This is a genomic window from Castellaniella denitrificans, from assembly GCF_042653765.1.
In the GTDB taxonomy this organism is placed as follows: domain Bacteria; phylum Pseudomonadota; class Gammaproteobacteria; order Burkholderiales; family Burkholderiaceae_B; genus Castellaniella; species Castellaniella denitrificans.
On record NZ_JBHSEZ010000009.1, the window covers coordinates 41,400 to 57,664 of the forward strand.

Below are 16,265 nucleotides of genomic sequence, written 5' to 3' on the forward strand. Positions count from 1 at the left end.
ATGTTCACTGGTATCGTCGCGGCCGTGGGCCGCATCACCGAAGTCCGTCCCCTGGGGGACGGCGAGGACGCGGGCGTGCGCCTGTTCATCCAGGCCGGCAGCCTGCCGCTGGCGGCGACCCGCCTGGGCGACTCGATCGCCATCCAGGGCGCCTGCATGACGGCCGTCGCCCTGCACGGGGACGCGTTCGAGGTCGACGTCTCGCGCGAAAGCCTGGACCGCACCTGCGGCCTGGACCGGCCCGGCGAGGTCAATCTGGAACACGCCCTGCGGCTGGGCGACAGCCTGGACGGGCATCTGGTGTCCGGCCACGTCGACGGCGTGGGCCGCGTGACCTGCTTCGACGCCGTGGGGGAATCGACCGAACTGCGCATCATCGTCCCGGCCCATCTGTCGAAATACCTAGCCTACAAGGGCTCGGTCACGGTCAACGGCGTCAGCCTGACGGTCAACCGGGTGGACGACCAGGAAGAGGGCACGGAGATCTCCATCAACCTGATCCCGCACACCGTCCAGGTCACGACCCTGCGCAACCTGGAAGTCGGCTCTCCCGTCAATCTCGAGATCGACCTGATCGCCCGCTACGTCGAGCGCATGGTCGGCGGCATGGGGGCGGCCGCGCCCGCGGGCCTGGGCGCCGCCTGAGCGCCCGGACGTGCGCTGCATGCGTCCTGGTCTCGGCCCGGCGCGCACCGCCGGCCGTGCCAGGTCCGGATCAGGCCCTGACGAATCGGGCATTCTTCTGTTAGAATAGCGGACTTCGTCTGCCGCCATGGCGTGCGGGCGTGCAGGACAGGTGGCCGAGTGGTTGAAGGCGCACGCCTGGAAAGCGTGTATACGTGAATAGCGTATCGGGGGTTCGAATCCCCCCTTGTCCGCCAGGACTCGAGCCCTTGATTCCACCCGGAATCAAGGGCTTTTTCATTAGCGCTGCCTCGATGATCACATTCCAGCAAGCGCCGGTCCCGGCGCTGCGTCCTTTCATCGACCGACTGTGGGGCTGGGAAGCGGCTCCCGGCGAGTCCATCGCCCTGCCGGCCCTGCTGCCGGGCACCGGCGCCGAACTGTATTTCCATTATGGCGCGCCCTTCCGCCCGTGTGTGGCGGGCGTCCCGGCGGCGTCCCTGGGGAAGGGCCACCTGCTCTGCCTGCGCAGCGCCGTCCTGGACCTGGCGCCTCAGTCCGGGGTCGGGTTCGTCGCGGTCCGCTTCAGGGCCGGCGCGGTGTGCCGGTTCGTGCCGATGGCGGAATCCGCGCTGCGGGACGAGGCGCCGTCGTTCGCCCAGGTCTGGGGACCGGAGGGCCGGATCCTGCTGGATCGGCTGTCGGACGCGGCGGACCGGATCGAGCGCGCCGGGCTGCTGCAGCGTTTCCTGCTGGCCCGCCTGCGTCCCGAGGCCGCCGACCCGTGGGTCGAGGCGGGCATGGCCCTGGCGTACCGGGAAGGCGGGCGGCTGCGGATGGATGGCCTGGCGGGCAGGCTGGGCCTGGGGCGCAGGCAGCTTGAACGGCGCTGGCGGGTGCGGACAGGCCAGTCGCCGGCGGAATTCGCGCGCCTGGCGCGATTCCAGCGTACGGTGCGCCGCCTGATGCTGGACCGGCGGGTGCGCGTCGTCGACGCGGCGCTGGAAGGCGGGTACTGGGACCAGGCGCATTTCGTCCGGGATTTCGGATGCCGGGTCGGCATCGCACCGGGCGCCTGGCTGGCGGCGGCGCGGGCCAGGACGCATTTCTACAATACCCGCCTGGAGGCGGCTGGCATGCTGTGCGCTCCATCCCGTTTGGATGAAGGAAGCATGCCATGTACATTTTGATGGTGGAATTGCGCGGCCGCCCGGAGCGCCTGGACGAACTGGAGTCGGTGCTGCGTTCGCTGGCCGCGGTGGCCGGGACCGAGCCCGGCATCGCCTGCTATGCCGCGCAGCGCCGCGAGGATCGGCCCGATGTGTTCCTGCTGTGCGAATGGTACCGGGACGAGGCCGCCTGGGAAGCGCACATGGCGCTGGAGCCGGTGCGCGAGGCGCTGGGGCGCTTCGATGCGCTGCTGGCCGCGCCGCCCGGGATCACGCGCTGCGCCCCGGTGGCGCTGGCGTGCTGGCAGGCCTGACCGGCCGCGCGCCGCCGGGCTTCAGTCCATGCCCGGCACGGTGTTGGAAAAGCCGCAGTCCACGTGCAGGATCTCGCCGGTGATGCCGCTGGCCAGGTCCGACAGCAGGAAGGCGGCGGCGTTGCCGACGTCCTCGATGGTGACGTTGCGGCCCAGGGGGGACTGGGATTCCACGTACTTCAGCATGTTGGAGAAGTCGCGGATGCCGCTGGCCGCCAGGGTCTTGATCGGACCGGCGGAGATGCCGTTGGCGCGCAGGCCCTTCCTGCCCAGGGACCGGGCCAGGTAGCGCACGCTGGCTTCCAGGGACGCCTTGGCCAGGCCCATCATGTTGTAGTTGGGGATGGCTTTTTCCGCGCCCAGGTAGGTCAGGGTCAGGACCGAGCCGTTGCGGCCTTCCAGCATCGGCAGGGCGGCCTTGGCCAGGGCGGGGAAGCTGTAGGCGGAAATGTCGTGGGCGATGCGGAAGTTCTCGCGCGTCATGCCGTCCAGGAAGTCGCCTTCCAGCGCGTCGCGCGGAGCGAAGCCGATGGAATGCACCAGGCCGTCCAGTCCGTCCCAGTGCTCGCGCAGGGTGGCGAAGGTGGATTCGATCTGGGCGTCGTCGGCGACGTCGCAGGGGATGACGATGCTGCTGCCGAGTTCCTCGGCGAAGCCGCGCACCCGGCCTTCGAAACGCTCGCCGACATAGGTGAGGGCCAGTTCGGCGCCCTGGGCGCGGCAGGCATGCGCGATGCCGTAGGCGATGGATCGGTTCGAGAGTACGCCGGTGATCAGGAGGCGTTTGCCGTTAAGAAAACCCATGGTGTGTTCCAGTCTAGACAGTTTAATTGGAGCGAAGATCTCTCCACCTCGCCGCCTGCATGCGGCTCGGATTCGTCAGGCACGGAACAGTCCGCGGGGACTGTTCCGTGACCGGACTCATCCTTGTACATCCGTTCCCGGTACGCGCAGGCGCTGGCCGGCGGACAGGGAGGACCCCTTCAGGTTGTTGAGCTTGCGCAGGGCGTCCACCGAGGTGTTGTAGCGCCGCGCCAGCGAATACAGGGTGTCGCCCTGGCGGATCGTGTGGGTGCGGACGCTGGGCTTGGGCCGCAGGTCCGGCGCGTTCAGCCGGGCGGATGCGCGGGACGGGGCGCCGGCCTGCCTGGCCGGTGCGGACCTGGCCGCCGGTTCCGTGGCGGACGCCTGGTAGGACGCCAGCATGAGGCCGCCGGCCGGGGCTTCCCGGGCGGGGATCAGCAGGGTGGCGACGGTCGCGCGGGTCTGCTTCGATCCCAGCTTGTTGGCCTGGCGCAGCTGGTCCAGGGTGATGCCGTGCGCCTTGGCGATGCTGGCCAGGGATTGGCCCTTTTGCGGATGGACGACCTGCCAGGACGACAGGCGGCCCGTGTAGGATTCCAGGTTCTCGTTGAAGACGCCGACCTTGTCCAGCGGCAGGTGCAGGGCCGGATTGTGCGCGGCCAGGATGACGGGCCGGTTGTACGACGGATTCAGCGCCTGGAAGTCTTCCAGCGGCATTTCCGCCAGGGCCGCGGCCACGGCGACGTCCATGTCGCGCGATTTGTGCACCGTGGTGAAGTACGGGGCGTTGCTGACGTTGGGCAGGGTGATGCCGAATTTTTCCGGGCGGGCGATGATGTTCTTGATGGCCTGCAGCTTGGGCACGTAGTTGCGGGTTTCCTCCGGCATGTCCAGGGCGGTGTAGCCGGTGGGCTTGCCGGCGTCGGAAGCCTTGTCCATGGCGCGCTTCACGGCGCCCTCGCCCCAGTTGTACGAGGCCAGCGCCAGGTACCAGTCGCCCTGGAAATCGTACAGGTAGCTCAGGTAGTCCAGCGCCGCCTGGGTGGAGGCCACCGGATCGCGCCGCTGGTCGCGCCACCAGTCCTGCTCCAGCTTGTAGTGCTGGCCGGTGCTGGGAATGAATTGCCACAGGCCGGATGCCTGGGACCGCGACAGGGCGTTGGGGTTGTAGGCGGATTCGACGAAGGGCAGCAGCGCCAGTTCCGTGGGCAGGCCGCGCCGGTTGAGCTCGTCGACGATGTAGTACAGGTATTTGCCCGCCCGCTGGCTCATGAGCAGCACCGATTGCGGGTGCGAGGCGTAGTAGTCCGTCCAGTAGTCGACCCGTTCGTTGCGCAGGTTGGGGATGGCGAAGCCGCGCCGGATGCGGTCCCACATGTCGCGGGGCGGGTGGGTCAGGTCGACGGTGCGCGAGGTGTCTTCCGCCACATAGACCTGGCGCTGGTCGGCCGTTTGGTGGCGGGTGGCACAGCCGGCCAGCACCACCAGGATCAGCGGCAGGAGAAGTCGCAGGGTTTTCATGGGTGGATCATCGGGGGGATTTGAGGCGCGAATTTCCCGATTTTACCCACGGAATCACGTGTTTGTGCGGAGAACTTCAGAAATCGCCCGAATCGGCAGCCTACTTGAAGTCGTTTTTCCATTGCCGCAGGCTGGCGAAGACCGCCTGGGGCGTGTCCAGGACCGACCGGGCATGCCCTTCGGCGGCCGCGCGGACCTCGGCCCGGCCTGCGCGCAGGAACGGGTTGGTTTCCCGTTCGAGGCCGATCGTGGATGGCACGGTGGGCATGCCCCGGGCACGCAGCCGGGCCACGTCCTGGGCGCGGCGCCGCAGGGCGGCGTTGTCGGGTTCGACCCGCAGGGCCCAGCGGATGTTGGATTCCGTGTATTCGTGCGCGCAGCACACCAGGGTGTCCGGCGCCAGCCGGGCCAGCTTGTCCAGGGAGTCGGACATCTGGGCGGGGGTGCCTTCGAACAGGCGTCCGCAGCCGGCCGCGAACAGCGTGTCGCCGCAGAAGACCACGGGCCGGCCGGGGTCCAGCAGGCCGGCGTAGGCGATGTGGCCCGCCGTGTGGCCGGGGATGTCCAGCACCTGGAATCGCAGCCCCGTGCCCGGCAGGTCCACGGTGTCGCCTTCGGACAGAGCCACGTCGCGGACCGGGATGTTTTCGTGGCGCGGCCCGTAGACGCGCGCCCCGGTTCGCTGTTGTAATGCACGCACCCCGCCGACGTGGTCGCCGTGATGGTGCGTGATCAGGATGGCTTCCAGGATCGGCCCGTCGCGCAGCAGGGCTTCGACGGGGCCGGGTTCCCCGGGGTCCACGACGAGGGCGTGGCCGTTTTTCTGTACCATCCAGATATAGTTGTCCGACAGGGCCGGGATGGGCGTCAGGACGGCCTGCGCGGCTGGAGCGGGGGCGGACGGGTTCATGGCAAGGGAGTCAAGGTGGCACCGCAGCGCGAAATGCCGATCGAATTGGCCGAATGGCTGGAAACCCCGGCGGGGCGGTACGTGCGCGCCTGGGAACAGCACCAAGTCGATGCCATGGTCAGCAATGCGTTCGGCTATCATGCCATACAAATCGGGCTGCCGCACTGGAACCTGCTGCAGGCCAACCGCATTCCCTACAAGGCCTGGGCGCACAGCCCCAGCGCGCCTTTCGGTACGCGGGCCGGCCGCCTGGTCTGCGAACCGGAGCAACTGCCCTTCGACACGCAGAGCATCGACCTGGTGGTCATGCCGCACGCCCTGGAATGGTGCGCGGACCCGCACCAGGCGCTGCGCGAGGTCGAGCGGGTCCTGATGCCCGAGGGCCGGGTGGTGCTGACCGGCTTCAACCCCTACAGCCTGTGGGGGCTGCGCGAATCCCTGCCGGGCCTGGACCTGCGCCTGCCGGTGCCGGTACCGTCCCAGGTTTCCCCGGCGCGCCTGAAGGACTGGTTCAAGCTGCTGTCCTTCGAGCCGGACCGGGGCCGCTTCGGCTGCTACGCTCCCTTGTGCGCGACCCAGTCCTGGCTGCATCGCTGGCGCTTCATGGAACATGCAGGCGACCGCTGGTGGCCCGCCGGCGGCGCCGTGTACGCGATCGCGGCGGTCAAGCGGGTGGCGGGCATGCGCCTGGTCGGGCCCGCCTGGCGCGAGCCGCGCCGCCGCCGCGTGCGCCGGGGCGCCGTGGCGCCCGTCGCCAACCGAATCAACGAGGATATACATGGCTGAACCTAGAGTGGATGCCTGGACGGACGGCGCCTGCAAGGGCAATCCCGGTCCGGGCGGCTGGGGCGTGCTGCTGCGCCAGGGCCCGCACGAAAAGGCCCTGCACGGCGGCGAGCCGGACACGACCAACAACCGCATGGAGCTGATGGCCGTGATCCAGGCCCTGCGGGCGCTCAAGCGGCGCTGCGTCGTGACGGTGCACACCGATTCTTCCTACGTCCAGAAGGGCATGACCGAATGGCTGCCCAACTGGAAGCGGCGCGACTGGCGCACGGCGGACAGGAAGCCGGTGAAGAATGCCGATCTGTGGCGGCTCCTGGACGAGCTGGCCGCCGGGCATGAATTACACTGGCGGTGGGTCAAGGGCCATGCCGGCGACCCGGGTAATGAGCGGGCGGACGCCCTGGCCAATCTCGGCGTCGAGGACCCCCAGGGCACCCGCGCCTCCTGAATTTCGCGATAGGGCCGGTCCCGGCGGACCGGCAAGGAAACCCATGCGTCAAATCATTCTGGATACCGAAACCACGGGCCTGGAGCCCGATCAGGGCCACCGGGTGGTGGAACTGGCCTGCGTCGAGATCCTCAACCGGCGGGTCACCGACCGCCATCTGCACCTGTACCTGAACCCGGACCGCGACAGCGATCCCGAGGCCCTGCAGGTCCACGGGCTGACGACCGAATTCCTGTCCGGGCATCCGCGCTTTCCGGAAGTCGCCCAGCAACTGGTGGATTTCGTGCGCGACGCCGAGGTCATCATCCACAACGCGGCCTTCGACGTGAAGTTCCTGAACGCCGAACTGCGCCGCGCCAAGCTGCCGCCGTTCACCGACCTGTGCGCCAAGATCACCGATTCGCTGATGGTGGCGCGCGAGATGTTCCCGGGCAAGCGCAACAACCTGGACGCGCTGTGCGAACGGTTCGGCATTTCCAACGCGCACCGGACCCTGCACGGAGCCTTGCTGGACTCCGAATTGCTGGGCGAGGTCTGGCTGGCCATGACGCGCGGCCAGGATTCCCTGCTGGACGAGGCGCCCGACGACGCGGCGGGCGGGGCCGGCGCCGGCGTGGCCGGAGCGGCGGGGCGTTTCGATGCCTCGGGCCTGCCGGTCATCCAGGTCGATGCCCGAACCCTGCAGGCCCACGAAGCCTATCTGGACGGCCTCGACAAGGCCGCGGGCAAGCCCTGCCTGTGGCGCCGGATCGACACCCCCGCCGAAGCGGACGAAGCGGCGGCCTGAGGCGGCGCCCTGCGATCCGCCCCAAAACCATGTATAATTATCGTCTTTCCAGTCGGCTGGTCCCGCGCGTTTCGCGCAGATCCTGAACAGCCCGATTGGGCGGTTAGCTCAGTGGTAGAGCACTGCCTTCACACGGCAGGGGTCACTGGTTCGAACCCAGTACCGCCCACCATCCCGCCTTCTCATCCCATCTCGACCCGATTCTTGCCCGCGTGCTTGGCCGCGTACAGGGCGGCGTCCGCGCGTTCCAGCAGGCTCTTCCGGGCCTCGTCGAAATGCGTGCCCACGGCCGGCCCGCGCGCCATGCCCGCGACTCCGATGCTGACCGTGACGCGCCGCTCGTGGGCCGAGAACGGGTGCTCCAGGGCGGCGTCGGACACCGCGGCGCAGATCGCCTGCGCCAGGACCCTGGCCTGGTCGGGGCCGGTGTCCGGCAGGAGCACCACGAATTCCTCGCCGCCGTAGCGGGCCACCAGGTCGGTCGCGCGGGATATCACCGAAGAGATCGCCGCCGCGACGCGTTTCAGGCACTGGTCGCCGGTGACGTGGCCGTAGTGGTCGTTGTAGCGCTTGAAATCGTCGACGTCGATCATCAGCACCGACAGGGGCCCGCCGCTCCGGATCGCGCGGTGCCAGTCCTCCCTGAGCCGTTCGTCCAGCGCCAGCCGGTTGGCGACCCGGGTCAGGGGGTCTTGCCGCACCTGCTGCTCCAGCAGGCGCTTGAGGGCGCGCTCGCGGCGCCAGGCCTGGTGCTGCACGTAGGCCAGGACGAGCCACACGCACAGCAGTCCGGATGCGATCGGCGCGGCGATGCGCAGCAGTTCCCGCCAGCGGCTGTCCAGCGCCTCCTGCGTATCGATCTTGGAGACCAGGTACCAGGGGGAGCCGGTCATGGACGAGGCCATGGCGATGACGGGCTGGCCGCGGTAGTCGCGCGCGTAGAACAGGCCCCGCATGCCGTAGATGGCCCGGACCATCGGGTCGTCCTTGTCGCTCAGCGGGATGCGCAGGCCCGGCGCCTCGTCAGGCCGGTCGCGCAGCGGACTCAGCACCCGCACCTGGTCGCCGTCCCTGACGACGAGAGCGGATTCCGCCGTGCGGCTGGCGGAAGGCCATTTTTCGAGCAGGGGATACAGCGAGGCGCGCACGTCCACGGCCATCCAGACGGCCGCGATGGGTTCGTCGTCGAAATAGACCGGCGCCAGAATGCTGAAAAAGGGAAAGGCGAACACCGGATTCAGGCGGGGCTCGACCTCCGCGGGCCGGGCCTGGGTCCAGGCCAGGCGCAGGGCGTCGGATTCGGCGAGAGGCAGGTGCCCCGAGGCGCCGCCCTCGGGAGTCAGCAGGAACGCGCCTTCGGCATCGACCAGGTAGGCGGCGTCGTAGCCGGCCTGCTCGCGCAGCAGGCGCAGCCTGCCCTGGATCAGGGCGCGCAGCGCCGGCTCGTCGGCCAGGTCCGCGGAGACGGCCAGGCGCCATTGGCCCACGACGCGGCTGAACGGCACGTCGCCCATCAGGGTCTGGGCATCCGCCAGCCGGGATTCGCGCCAGGTCCTCAGGTTCTGCAACTGCAGCCGGTTGACCAGGAGCAGTTCCCGTTCGGCCAGGTGCTGATGGCGTTCCTTGATGTCCTGGTAGATCAGGAACCCGCCCAGGATCAGCAGCAGGCCGGAGGCGAGCACCATCAGCAGGGCTGACCGCAGCCATGGGTTCAAGTTATCATGAGCCATCTTCATGTCTGGCGACCCGGTGTCCAGGCTGGAATCCCGCTCTTTTCTCCCCGTGCGGCGCGGCTGCGCCGGCGGCGGCCTCTCGCATCTTACCGCACACCCCCATGACACTTGATGGTTGAAACACCCGGATCCGGTCGAGGAACCTCGAAGTGATTTCCCGTCGCGCGCTCATTTCCCTGCCTTTCGCGGCCGCCGCCACCGCCGGAATGCCCTTGCGGGCCGAGGCGGGACCACGGGACCGGCCCCTCGTGATCTGCCTGTCGTTGCGGCCCGAAAGCCTGGACCCGACCTCGGTGGCCGCCGCCGCGGTCGGCGAAGTCGTGCACGGCAACGTCCTCGAAGGCCTGACCCGGATCGGAGAAGACGGCAAGGTCGCTCCTTTGCTGGCGCAAGACTGGGACGTGTCCGGCGATCAACTGCTTCATCGCTTCCGGCTGCGGCCGGGCGTCAGGTTCCACGACGGGGCGCCGCTGGACGCGGCGGTCGTCGCCTTCAGCCTGGAGCGGGCGAAATCCCTGGGCCATGCGAACAAGCTGGCCGGGACGCTGGCCAATATCGAAGCCGTCCGGACGCCGGATGCGCTGACCGTCGAACTGGTCCTGCGGCATGCCGATCCGTTCCTGCCGTTCCGGCTGGGCGAGTCGCCGGCCGTCATCCTGCATCCCGGCAGCGCGGGGCGGGCCTCGCAGGCCCCCGTCGGCACGGGTCCTTATCGGCTGGCCCGGCGGCCGGACGGCGACATCGAGCTGGAGCGATGGAGCGGATTCCGCGATCCTGGGGCGATCCGGATCGATGCGGCGGCCTTCCGCTTCATTCCCGATCCCGAACGGCAGATCCAGGCGGTCCTGGATCGGCGGGTCGACCTGCTGTTCCGGGCGGCGACCACCAGCATCGACCGGTTCGACGCCAGCAGCGATTACGAGGTCCTGGCCGGCAGTTCCTCCGGCAAGGGCATGGTGGCCATCAACCATCGGCGCGCGCCCCTGGGCGACGTGCGGGTCCGGCGCGCGCTGACGCACGCCATCGACCGCGAGGCCTTCATCCGCGAGGTGCTGCATGGCCGGGGCCGGGCGATCGGCAGCCATTTCGTGCCGACCGACCCGGACTACGTCAACCTGACGGCGGTCCATCCCTACGATCCCGACCGGGCGCGGGCGCTGCTGAAGGAAGCCGGCGTGCGGACGCCGCTCGCGCTGGACCTGACCCTGCCGCCGACGCCCTATGCGCTGGCGGGCGGTCCGGTGATCGCGCGCGATCTCCAGGCCGTGGGCATCCAGGTCCGCCTGGTGCGGGTTTCCTGGGCCGAGTGGCTGTCCGGCGTGTTCCGCGGCCGGTTCGACCTGTCCCTGATCCTGCACGTCGAGCCGCTGGATTACGACATCTACACCCGGCCGGATTATTACTTCGGCTATGACAGCCCGGCGTTCCGGGCGCTGGTGGAAGAGCACGCCGCCAGCACCAACCCGCGCGTGCAGAGCCGCCTGTTCCGGCAGATCCAGCGCCATCTGGCCGACGACGCGGTCAACGCCTGGATCTTTTCGCCGGAAATCATCTCGGTGGTGCGCAAGGGCCTGAACGGCGTGCCGATGGACTATCCGGTCTTCGCCCATGACGTGGGCGCCATGTACTGGGAATGAAGCTTCATTACTGGGAATGAAGCCTCATGACTTCCACCTCGCAGCTTGCATGCTGCTCGGATTCGTCAGGCACGAAGCCGGTCCGAAGGGACCGGCTCGTGTCCTGCCTTATCCCCCGCCCCCGCGGGGAGCGGCGGGCGGAGGCAGACGGGCCGGCGCGGGCGCCCGGGGCGCCGCCGGAATGATCGCCGGGGATTACAGCGGGTAGTGTTCGCTTTCGCCGACGATCAGCGAGCCGTCGGCGCGCGCGGCGGCCAGTTCGGCCAGGACCTGGGCGCGGGTCTTGGACGCGCCGGCGGACCGGGCCTGCGGGTAGTCGGCCTGTTCGCCGGACGCGATCCGGCCCTGGGCCTGGGCCAGGCGCAGCGCATTGACCACTTCCGCGCGGCTCAGGGTGCTGGGCGTGCTTTCGACCGGATAGCCGGGGTGCTCGCCGATGGTGACGAGGCCCTGGGCCTGGGCGGCGTGCAACTGCTCGACGACCTGGGCGCGGCTCAGGTCGGCGGCCTGGGCCAGGCCGGCGGTGGCGAGGCCGAGCGTGAGGGCGGCGAGGGTGGCGGTGACTTTCATGATGGTTTCCTTCAATCAAAGTGGGTAAATGGGGCAGGGCGCTGCGGGCTTTCCGTTTTGCGCGCCATGTCCTGCCTCGGTGAAACGTATTCTGCGCCGTGGCTGCCTGGCGATAAATGGGCTGGATGCGAATTCAGTTTTCCATTGATGAAAGCAATGAGGCTGGGAATGCGGGACAATGCCATGCCGGGGCCGCCGGGCCCCGTCCTGGAAAGAAGCCATGTCTCCTTCGTTGAACGATATCGAGCTGTTCGTCGAGGTGGCGCGCGGCAGCAGCTTCACCCGCGCGGGTGAGGCGCTGGACATGCCGGCGTCCACCCTCTCGCGGCGGATCTCCGCGCTGGAAAAATCCATCGGCGTGCGGCTGCTGAACCGCTCCACCCGCAAGGTGAGCCTGACCGAGGCGGGCGCGGCGTATTTCGCGCGCTGCCAGCACATCGTGGAAGAGGCGCGCATCGCCCATGAGATGCTCGCGGACGAGGCCAGCAACCCGCGCGGGCGCCTGAAGGTCTCGATGCCGTCCACGCTGGCCATGGCCCTGCTCTCGGACGCCTTGCGGGAGTTCTCGCTGCGCTACCCGGAAATCGAATGCGAATACGATCTCAGCATCCGCCGGATCAACCTGCAGTCGGATCCCTACGACGTGGTGATCCGGGTGGGGGAGCCGCCCGATTCCGGGATCGTGTCGCGGCGGCTGGGGACCCTCGTCCTGGGGCTGTACGCATCCCGCGAGTACCTGGACGCGCGGGGCATCCCCGCCGATCCGGCGGACCTTGCGCGCCATGAATGCCTGCGGTCCACCACCGAGCGGGGGGATTCCGTCTGGACGCTGTTCTCCAGTGACGGCCGGGAACGGCAGGTCCGGGTCAAGGGGCGGATCGCGCTGAACCAGGTGCTGATGCTGCGCCGCATGGGGGAATCGGGCATGGGCATCGTGCCCCTGTCCATTCAGGACATGAAGGGCGGCGGCCTGGTCCGGGTGCTGCCGGACTGGTCCTTCGCGCCCATGCCCATGGCGGCCTTGTTCCCGTCCCGGATGATGCCGGCCCGGGCCCGGGTATTCATCGACTTCATCAAGGAACGGCTCGCCGAGGTGGAGATCCTGGCGGGCGCCGGACGGTTTTCGGAAGGGTAGCCCGGCCGCGCCGTCAGCGATACGGCACAAGCCCCCGCAGGTGCTCGTGCAGGATCCGCCTGATTTCCAGGATGGCCGGCGGGGTTTCCTGGATGCTGTGCGAGCCCGGGATGATCGTTTCCGATTCCGCGCCTTCCAGGTGGGCGCTGCGCCAGGGCACCAGGCCGTCGTTGGAGTCCTCCAGCGGACCGTCCATGGAGCGGCGGGCGATGATGCTGTGGTAGCGCACGGCCGGTGAAATCGCCATGTCGTTGCTCAGCCGCAGGTAGTGGTCCTTCTCGCTCAGGTTGTCGATGCCGTTGGCGACGAGGGCGCGATCCGCCTTGCCCGGCTGCGCCAGCCGGGTCAGGCCGCCGAACTGCTCCAGGAGGGTCAGGGGCAGGCGGACCAGGGACGAGGCCAGCCGCGCCAGATTGTTGTCGGCGTAGGAGGTGCCGCGATGCGGCGCGGCGATGAACACCGCGCGGCTGATGCCCGCGACCGGGGTGAAGTGCAGCAGGCCGCCGAAGTCGCGGACGATCCGGGCCTGCAGGTCCGGCCCCGGCCGGTAGTGCGCCTGGATGGCGTCGTACAGGACGCTGCCCGACGAGGACACCAGCAGGCGGCCCAGTACGCCACCCATGCTGTGACCGATGAGTACGATGTCGCGCCCGGCGGGCGCCGAGCGGTCGGGATCGAAATGGGCCAGGGTGTCCTGGAACGCCTGGCGGATGGCCTGGTTGTTGTAGGCCAGCGGCTGGCCGGTGGGGTAGTAGACCTGCCAGATCTGGTAGTTGCGGCGCAGGTCTTCGTCGCCCAGGACCTCGTTGGCCACGTTGACCCAGGCCTCGGGGCTGCTGGCCAGGCCGTGCAGCATCAGGATGATGCGCCGCTCGGGGTCGTAGGGCTGCAGCAGGTAGATGCGCGGCGTCCGCAGGCTTTCGGTGTCGCCCAGGACGTTGTGGATGGCCTGGGCGGCGAAGCCCGAGCGGGCGAGCCACAGGCCGTAGCCGGAGGTGAAGTTGGCCGCCAGCGGCACCGCGTTGCCGGCCAGCCGGATGGCGTCGTGCTTGTAGGGGTCGTAGACCGTGAGCGTGGCCTCGCGGGCGCGCAGGACGGTCTCCAGGTCGTCCCCCGGGAACGACAGGACGGCGGTGACGGCCGGGAAGGCGGGCTCGATCCAGGGGGCCGCGGCGTCCTCGTCGTCGTCGTCGGTGGGCCGGGTGACCGCGACCAGCTCGGCGCCCAGGCCGTCGCGCCGGTAGACGCTGCGCAGACCCCTGAACGTCAGCGTGCTGGCCGGGATCAGTTCGCCGGGCAGGCGCTCGCCGTCGGGCAGGCGCACGTCGGCATTGCGGATGCGCAGCCGCCAGCCCGCCGTCCGCAGCATGGCTCCGCCGCGCCGGACCTCGGTCGGGTGTTCCAGGTAGTGGCGGTAGGCTTTCAGGGAAGCCTGCTGGGTGGCGTAGTTGTAGTAGTCGCGCACCTGGGTCTGTCGGTCCTCGAAGGTGCGCAGGGCGGGCGGCCGCGCGGTACGGAACAGGTAGGCGTAGGCGTATTGGGCCGCCCGCAGGTAGGTATCCAGGCCGGCCGTGCTGTCGGGGACGTCCTCGTTCAGGGCCTGGGCCAGCCAGAGTTCCGCCAGCGCCGAGAGCCGCTGCTCGGTGCCCAGCCCCGAAGGGCTGGACAGCGCTTCGATGCAGGGGGCGGGGTCGCGGCGGCAGGGGGCCGGATCCTGGCCGATGATGGACAGGGCATCGCGGGCGGCGATGCTGAGCGCGCCGGAACTGAGGATGTCGCCCCGGCGCTGGGTGATGAATTCCTGGGTGCTCACGGGGCGGATCCGGACGCCGGCGCATCCGGCCAGCAGGCAGGCCGCCAGCAGCAGGCCGATCCATCGCGCGAGGCGGGCCGGGGGTGTCCGGCGCCCGGTTCCGGAGGCGCTCATGACGGCTGCGCGGGCGTGTCCTGCGCCGCTCCGGCCGCCGGTTCCGGCGCGCGGATGCGCCGCGAGAACTCCTCGGCGGACCCCGGCAGGGCGGCGCGGCGCGTGATGTCGGCGCGGGCGCGCAGGACGTCCAGCGGCAGGCTCGTGTCCAGGCCGCCGTGGCCGTGCAGGTATTCGGGCAGGTAGCCCGACAGGATCAGCCGGATGTCCAGCGGCAGGCCGGGGACCAGCGGGCGGACCATGTCGTAGACCAGGGTCGTGCAGTTGGCCGTCAGCGTGTGGTAGAAGCGCGGCTCGTCCGCGAGCCGGTTGGCGCGCTCCACGTAGGACCGGAACAGGGCGCGCATGGCCGTCGCGGGCATCCGGACCGGATACAGGAAGACCTGTTCGCCCCGGGGGCCGGCGCGCACGTGCAGGATGTCGCGTTCCTCGGCGGCCACGATGGCCAGTTCGAACTGCTTGAAGAAGCCGCCCAGGGTGGAAAAGGCCTCGTCGCGTTCCCTGCGGATCTCGACGGAGAACACCACGTGGCGCCCGTCCGTGAAGCCGAAGGACACCAGCGTGTGCGCGATGGCCGGTCCCATCCAGTAGGACAGCGCCATGTCCACGGACGCCAGCTCGTCCAGGTCGTAGACGCCGTCGTGCCAGCGCGCGGTGTAGTCCGTGTCGCTGCGCCAGTCGAAATCGCGGATGTCGCGCAGCGTGACGAGGGAGCCCTGGATGCTGCCGCGCAGGGGGCGCGAGACCTCGTCGGCCCAGTCGCGGTCGTTCGACGGCTTCAGGCTCAGCCACCAGACTGCCCCCGCGATGAAGGCGAGGGCGAGGATGGCGAGGGTCCAGCGGACCATGGCGGCCTTAGGGCGCATCCGGCCTGCGCACGCGCGGCCGGGCGATCACCTGTTCGACGGGACCGTCCGCGTCCGGGGCCTCGTCGTCCTCGTCCTCGGAGAAGGCGGGCGCGGGGAAGTCCTCTTCGTCGAAGGCGCGGTCGCCGTCGGCGTCGGCCCGTCCCGTGGGCCGCAGGCCGGCGAAGTCCATCAGCGCCGGATCCATCAGGTGCGAGGGCACCACGTGCGACAGGGCGCGGAAGATGTTCCAGGTGCGGTTGGCGAAGTGGCGGTCCCATTCCTCCAGCATGCGGCCCACTTCCTTGCGCTTCAGGTTTTCCTGGGAGCCGCACAGGTTGCAGGGAATGATGGGGAACTCGCGCAGCCGCGCGTAGGCGGCCAGGTCCTTTTCGCGCACGTAGGCCAGCGGCCGGATGATGATGTGTTCGCCGTTGTCGGACACTAGCTTGGGCGGCATGGCCTTCATGCGCCCGCCGTAGAACAGGTTCAGGAAGAAGGTCGCCAGGATGTCGTTGCGGTGGTGCCCCAGGGCGATCTTGGTGGCCCCCAGTTCGCGGGCGACGCGGTACAGGATGCCGCGCCGCAGGCGCGAGCACAGGGAACAGGTGGTCTTGCCTTCCGGGATCAGGCGCTTGACGACGGAATAGGTATCCTGGTTCTCGATGTGGAAGGGGATGCCGCGCGCGCTCAGGTAGTCGGGCAGGACGTGCTCCGGGAATCCGGGCTGCTTCTGGTCCAGGTTGACGGCGATGATCTCGAAGTCGATGGGCGCGCGCTGGCGCAGCGTCAGCAGGATGTCGAGCAGGCCGTAGGAATCCTTGCCGCCCGACAGGCAGACCATGACGCGGTCGCCGTTCTCGATCATGCCGTAGTCGGCGATGGCCTTGCCGGTTTCGCGCAGCAGGCGCTTGACGAGCTTGTTTTCGCTGACGCTGCGGCGCTGCGGCGCGTGCGGCTGCGCGGAGGGCGTCCGCGCGTCGGAGGCCTGGTTCGGAGCGGTGTCGGGAGCCGCCGTGGGCGGCGCCGGAAAGGGAGTGTTCATGGAACGGACG

At 69.3% G+C, this 16,265-nt stretch carries 16 protein-coding genes and 2 tRNA genes; 10 read left to right on the forward strand and 8 right to left on the reverse strand.

What is annotated here, in order from left to right:
• From ACFO27_RS10645 to ACFO27_RS10660, 4 genes are all read left to right on the forward strand, one after another.
• Nucleotides 1–645, forward strand: a complete 645-nt coding sequence (locus ACFO27_RS10645; protein ID WP_376817314.1) for a riboflavin synthase — start codon at nt 1–3, stop codon at nt 643–645.
• 145 nt (nt 646–790) lie between these two features.
• Nucleotides 791–881, forward strand: a tRNA-Ser gene (locus ACFO27_RS10650).
• Nucleotides 882–938: 57 nt separating this feature from the next.
• A complete protein-coding gene (locus tag ACFO27_RS10655) occupies nt 939–1,814 on the forward strand; it encodes a helix-turn-helix domain-containing protein (protein ID WP_376817315.1) in 876 nt (291 codons plus the stop codon).
• Nucleotides 1,802–2,107, forward strand: a complete 306-nt coding sequence (locus ACFO27_RS10660) for a putative quinol monooxygenase (RefSeq protein ID WP_376817316.1) — start codon at nt 1,802–1,804, stop codon at nt 2,105–2,107. Before ACFO27_RS10655 ends, ACFO27_RS10660 begins: the two co-directional genes overlap by 13 nt.
• A gap of 21 nt (nt 2,108–2,128) precedes the next feature.
• Here the strand turns inward: ACFO27_RS10660 and fabI are convergent, their stop codons facing one another.
• The 3 genes from fabI to gloB all read right to left on the reverse strand — a co-directional run bounded on the left by fabI (nt 2,129) and on the right by gloB (nt 5,342).
• On the reverse strand, nt 2,129–2,911 hold the full coding sequence (gene fabI, locus ACFO27_RS10665) for an enoyl-ACP reductase FabI (protein WP_376817317.1): 783 nt from the start codon (nt 2,909–2,911) through the stop codon (nt 2,129–2,131).
• Nucleotides 2,912–3,028: 117 nt separating this feature from the next.
• Nucleotides 3,029–4,432 (reverse strand): transglycosylase SLT domain-containing protein, encoded by a 1,404-nt coding sequence (locus tag ACFO27_RS10670; protein ID WP_376817318.1) that lies wholly within the window; start codon nt 4,430–4,432, stop codon nt 3,029–3,031.
• Nucleotides 4,433–4,532: 100 nt separating this feature from the next.
• Nucleotides 4,533–5,342 carry a hydroxyacylglutathione hydrolase gene (gene gloB / locus ACFO27_RS10675; RefSeq protein ID WP_376817319.1) on the reverse strand — a complete coding sequence of 270 codons (810 nt, stop codon included), beginning with the start codon at nt 5,340–5,342 and terminating at the stop codon, nt 4,533–4,535.
• Nucleotides 5,343–5,357: 15 nt separating this feature from the next.
• Between gloB and ACFO27_RS10680 the strand changes: the two genes are divergently transcribed.
• The 4 genes from ACFO27_RS10680 (at nt 5,358) to ACFO27_RS10695 (ending at nt 7,535) form a co-directional block, all read left to right on the forward strand.
• Nucleotides 5,358–6,128 carry a class I SAM-dependent methyltransferase gene (locus ACFO27_RS10680; RefSeq protein ID WP_376817320.1) on the forward strand — a complete coding sequence of 257 codons (771 nt, stop codon included), beginning with the start codon at nt 5,358–5,360 and terminating at the stop codon, nt 6,126–6,128.
• On the forward strand, nt 6,121–6,576 hold the full coding sequence (rnhA, locus tag ACFO27_RS10685) for a ribonuclease HI (RefSeq protein ID WP_376817321.1): 456 nt from the start codon (nt 6,121–6,123) through the stop codon (nt 6,574–6,576). The genes ACFO27_RS10680 and rnhA overlap by 8 nt, the downstream gene beginning before the upstream one ends.
• Nucleotides 6,577–6,619: 43 nt before the next feature.
• Entirely contained in the window at nt 6,620–7,363 is a 744-nt protein-coding gene (gene dnaQ, locus ACFO27_RS10690) for a DNA polymerase III subunit epsilon (RefSeq protein WP_376817322.1), read from the forward strand.
• Nucleotides 7,364–7,460: 97 nt separating this feature from the next.
• A tRNA-Val gene (locus tag ACFO27_RS10695) sits at nt 7,461–7,535 on the forward strand.
• A gap of 10 nt (nt 7,536–7,545) precedes the next feature.
• Here the strand turns inward: ACFO27_RS10695 and ACFO27_RS10700 are convergent.
• Nucleotides 7,546–9,078 carry a GGDEF domain-containing protein gene (locus ACFO27_RS10700; protein WP_376817323.1) on the reverse strand — a complete coding sequence of 511 codons (1,533 nt, stop codon included), beginning with the start codon at nt 9,076–9,078 and terminating at the stop codon, nt 7,546–7,548.
• A gap of 167 nt (nt 9,079–9,245) precedes the next feature.
• Between ACFO27_RS10700 and ACFO27_RS10705 the strand changes: the two genes are divergently transcribed.
• Nucleotides 9,246–10,733 carry an ABC transporter substrate-binding protein gene (locus ACFO27_RS10705; RefSeq protein ID WP_376817324.1) on the forward strand — a complete coding sequence of 496 codons (1,488 nt, stop codon included), beginning with the start codon at nt 9,246–9,248 and terminating at the stop codon, nt 10,731–10,733.
• Between the two features lie 195 nt (nt 10,734–10,928).
• Here the strand turns inward: ACFO27_RS10705 and ACFO27_RS10710 are convergent, their stop codons facing one another.
• Nucleotides 10,929–11,303, reverse strand: a complete 375-nt coding sequence (locus tag ACFO27_RS10710) for a DUF4148 domain-containing protein (RefSeq protein WP_376817325.1) — start codon at nt 11,301–11,303, stop codon at nt 10,929–10,931.
• A 220-nt stretch (nt 11,304–11,523) separates the two neighbouring features.
• On the opposite strand from ACFO27_RS10710, the gene ACFO27_RS10715 reads away from it, so the two are divergent.
• Entirely contained in the window at nt 11,524–12,438 is a 915-nt protein-coding gene (locus ACFO27_RS10715; protein ID WP_376817326.1) for a LysR family transcriptional regulator, read from the forward strand.
• A gap of 13 nt (nt 12,439–12,451) precedes the next feature.
• On the opposite strand, the gene ACFO27_RS10720 is transcribed toward ACFO27_RS10715, so the two are convergent.
• From ACFO27_RS10720 to ttcA, 3 genes are read right to left on the reverse strand one after another with little or no spacing between them, the layout of a single operon-like run.
• Entirely contained in the window at nt 12,452–14,365 is a 1,914-nt protein-coding gene (locus ACFO27_RS10720; protein WP_376817327.1) for an esterase/lipase family protein, read from the reverse strand.
• Entirely contained in the window at nt 14,362–15,213 is an 852-nt protein-coding gene (locus tag ACFO27_RS10725; protein ID WP_376817328.1) for an Lnb N-terminal periplasmic domain-containing protein, read from the reverse strand. The genes ACFO27_RS10720 and ACFO27_RS10725 overlap by 4 nt, the downstream gene beginning before the upstream one ends.
• Before the next feature lie 7 nt (nt 15,214–15,220).
• The gene (ttcA, locus tag ACFO27_RS10730) at nt 15,221–16,255 is read right to left on the reverse strand and encodes a tRNA 2-thiocytidine(32) synthetase TtcA (protein WP_376817329.1); all 1,035 of its coding nucleotides are present in this window, start codon (nt 16,253–16,255) and stop codon (nt 15,221–15,223) included.
• Nucleotides 16,256–16,265: the final 10 nt, after the last annotated feature.

What these genes read in the sequence shown, in the direction of transcription:
- ACFO27_RS10645 (WP_376817314.1), top strand. Translation starts at nt 1, where the DNA reads ATGTTCACTGGTATCGTCGCGGCCGTGGGCCGCATCACCGAAGTCCGT.
- ACFO27_RS10655 (WP_376817315.1), top strand. Translation starts at nt 939, where the DNA reads ATGATCACATTCCAGCAAGCGCCGGTCCCGGCGCTGCGTCCTTTCATC.
- ACFO27_RS10660 (WP_376817316.1), top strand. Translation starts at nt 1,802, where the DNA reads ATGTACATTTTGATGGTGGAATTGCGCGGCCGCCCGGAGCGCCTGGAC.
- fabI (WP_376817317.1), bottom strand. Translation starts at nt 2,911, where the DNA reads ATGGGTTTTCTTAACGGCAAACGCCTCCTGATCACCGGCGTACTCTCG.
- ACFO27_RS10670 (WP_376817318.1), bottom strand. Translation starts at nt 4,432, where the DNA reads ATGAAAACCCTGCGACTTCTCCTGCCGCTGATCCTGGTGGTGCTGGCC.
- gloB (WP_376817319.1), bottom strand. Translation starts at nt 5,342, where the DNA reads ATGAACCCGTCCGCCCCCGCTCCAGCCGCGCAGGCCGTCCTGACGCCC.
- rnhA (WP_376817321.1), top strand. Translation starts at nt 6,121, where the DNA reads ATGGCTGAACCTAGAGTGGATGCCTGGACGGACGGCGCCTGCAAGGGC.
- dnaQ (WP_376817322.1), top strand. Translation starts at nt 6,620, where the DNA reads ATGCGTCAAATCATTCTGGATACCGAAACCACGGGCCTGGAGCCCGAT.
- ACFO27_RS10710 (WP_376817325.1), bottom strand. Translation starts at nt 11,303, where the DNA reads ATGAAAGTCACCGCCACCCTCGCCGCCCTCACGCTCGGCCTCGCCACC.
- ACFO27_RS10715 (WP_376817326.1), top strand. Translation starts at nt 11,524, where the DNA reads ATGTCTCCTTCGTTGAACGATATCGAGCTGTTCGTCGAGGTGGCGCGC.
- ACFO27_RS10720 (WP_376817327.1), bottom strand. Translation starts at nt 14,365, where the DNA reads ATGAGCGCCTCCGGAACCGGGCGCCGGACACCCCCGGCCCGCCTCGCG.
- ACFO27_RS10725 (WP_376817328.1), bottom strand. Translation starts at nt 15,213, where the DNA reads ATGGTCCGCTGGACCCTCGCCATCCTCGCCCTCGCCTTCATCGCGGGG.
- ttcA (WP_376817329.1), bottom strand. Translation starts at nt 16,255, where the DNA reads ATGAACACTCCCTTTCCGGCGCCGCCCACGGCGGCTCCCGACACCGCT.